Origin of the sequence: Actinotalea ferrariae CF5-4 (assembly GCF_000603945.1) — a bacterium.
Classification (GTDB): Bacteria; Actinomycetota; Actinomycetes; order Actinomycetales; family Cellulomonadaceae; genus Actinotalea; species Actinotalea ferrariae.
This window is the reverse complement of record NZ_AXCW01000404.1, coordinates 1-1,643: the sequence shown is the minus strand read 5'-3', so window position 1 is coordinate 1,643 and position 1,643 is coordinate 1. Positions and strand designations below refer to the sequence as shown.

Annotated in this window: 1 protein-coding gene; it reads right to left on the bottom strand. The window is 73.1% G+C overall.

The window, feature by feature from the left end; genetic code table 11:
- Nucleotides 1-22: 22 nt before the first annotated feature.
- Nucleotides 23-1,414 (bottom strand): trigger factor, encoded by a 1,392-nt coding sequence (gene tig, locus N866_RS18245; protein WP_034229403.1) that lies wholly within the window; start codon nt 1,412-1,414, stop codon nt 23-25.
- Nucleotides 1,415-1,643: the final 229 nt, after the last annotated feature.

Below are 1,643 nucleotides of genomic sequence, written 5' to 3'. Positions count from 1 at the left end.
GGCCCGGTGCCGGGCCCGCGGCTCAGGCCTTGGCCGGCTCGGACCCGTCGACCTCGTCCGCCTCGTCCGCCTCGAGGGCGTCGGTCACGTCGACGGACTCGGTGGTGGTCTCGAAGGCGGCCTCGGCCGCGTCGTCCTCGTCCGTGCCGATGTACTCGCTCAGGTCGACCGGCTGCCCGGAGGCGTCGACGACCGCGACCCGACGGAGCGCGACGGCCACCGCCTTGGAGCGGCCGACCTCGGCGATCATCATCGGGATCTGACCCTGCTCGTCCACCGTCCTGATGAACGTGTTCGGGTCCATGCCGTACTGCCGCGACGCGCTCACGAGGTACTCGAGCAGCTCGTTCTGGCCGACCTTGACCTCGAGCTGCTCGGCCAGCGTGTCGAGCAGGATCTGGTTGCGCAGCGCGTCCTGGGCCTGCGTCGTGACCTCGGCCCGGTGCTCCTCGTCCTCCAGGCGACCCTCCGACTCCAGGTGCCGGTGGACCTCCGCCTCGACCACGCCGGCGGGCACGGGGATCTCGAGGCCGTCCTGGAGCTTCTCGACCAGCGCGTCCCGCGCCTGGACCGCCTGCGACTGCGCCTTGGTGCGCGCGACCTGGCCGCGCAGGTCCTCGCGGAGCTCCTCGACCGTGTCGAACTCGGACGCCATCTGCGCGAAGTCGTCGTCGGCCGCGGGCAGCTCGCGGGTCTTCACCGTCGTCGCGGTGACCGTGACCAGCGCGGTCTCGCCGGCGTGCTCCCCACCGGCCAGGGCGGTCTCGAACGTCGTCGTCTCGCCCGCGGACAGACCCGTGAGCGCCTCGTCGAGACCCTCCAGCATGTTGCCGGAGCCGATCTGGTAGGAGATGCCGCTGACCGAGTCGACCTCCTCCTCGCCGACGGCCGCGGTGAGGTCCACCACGACGAAGTCGCCCTCGGCGGCCGGACGGTCGACGCCGACCAGGGTGCCGAAGCGCTCGCGCAGCGCGGTGAGCCGCTGGTCCACGTCCTCGTCCGCGACCGTGACGTCCTCGACGGTGACCGTGAGGCCGTCGAGCGCGGGCAGCTCGATGACCGGGCGCACCTCGACCTGGGCCGTGAAGGTCAGGCCGCCCTCGGTGCCCGTCAGCGCGGGGACCTCGGTGACCTCGATCTCCGGCTGCCCGAGCGGCCGCAGGTCGGCCTCGGCGACGGCCTGACGGTAGAAGGTCGGCATCCCGTCGTTGACGGCGTGCTCGATGACCGCCGGCCGACCCACGCGCTGCTCGAGCAGACGGGCGGGGATCTTGCCCTTGCGGAACCCGGGGATCTGCACCTGCGAGCCGATGTGCTCGTACGCGTGGTCGATGCTCGGCTTCAGCTCGTCGTACGACACCTCGACGGTCAGCTTGACCGTGGTGGCGTCCAGGGTCTCGACGGCGCTCTTCACAGCAGTGGTCTCCAAGGGCTCGAACGGACCCGGGGGCGGTCCCCGGCGCGAACGGTGCCCGCCGCGGAGGGCGGCAGGGCGGGGGTGACGGTGGGCGTCGCCCACACGCAGGCACGCCGGAGGCGACGCGCGCGGCGCCACGATCGTACGGCACGAGCGGGTCGACCGGCGCGGCCCGCGGCCCCGGCACCGGGCACCGGCACGGGTCCCGCGAGGAGTCGCACGGCCG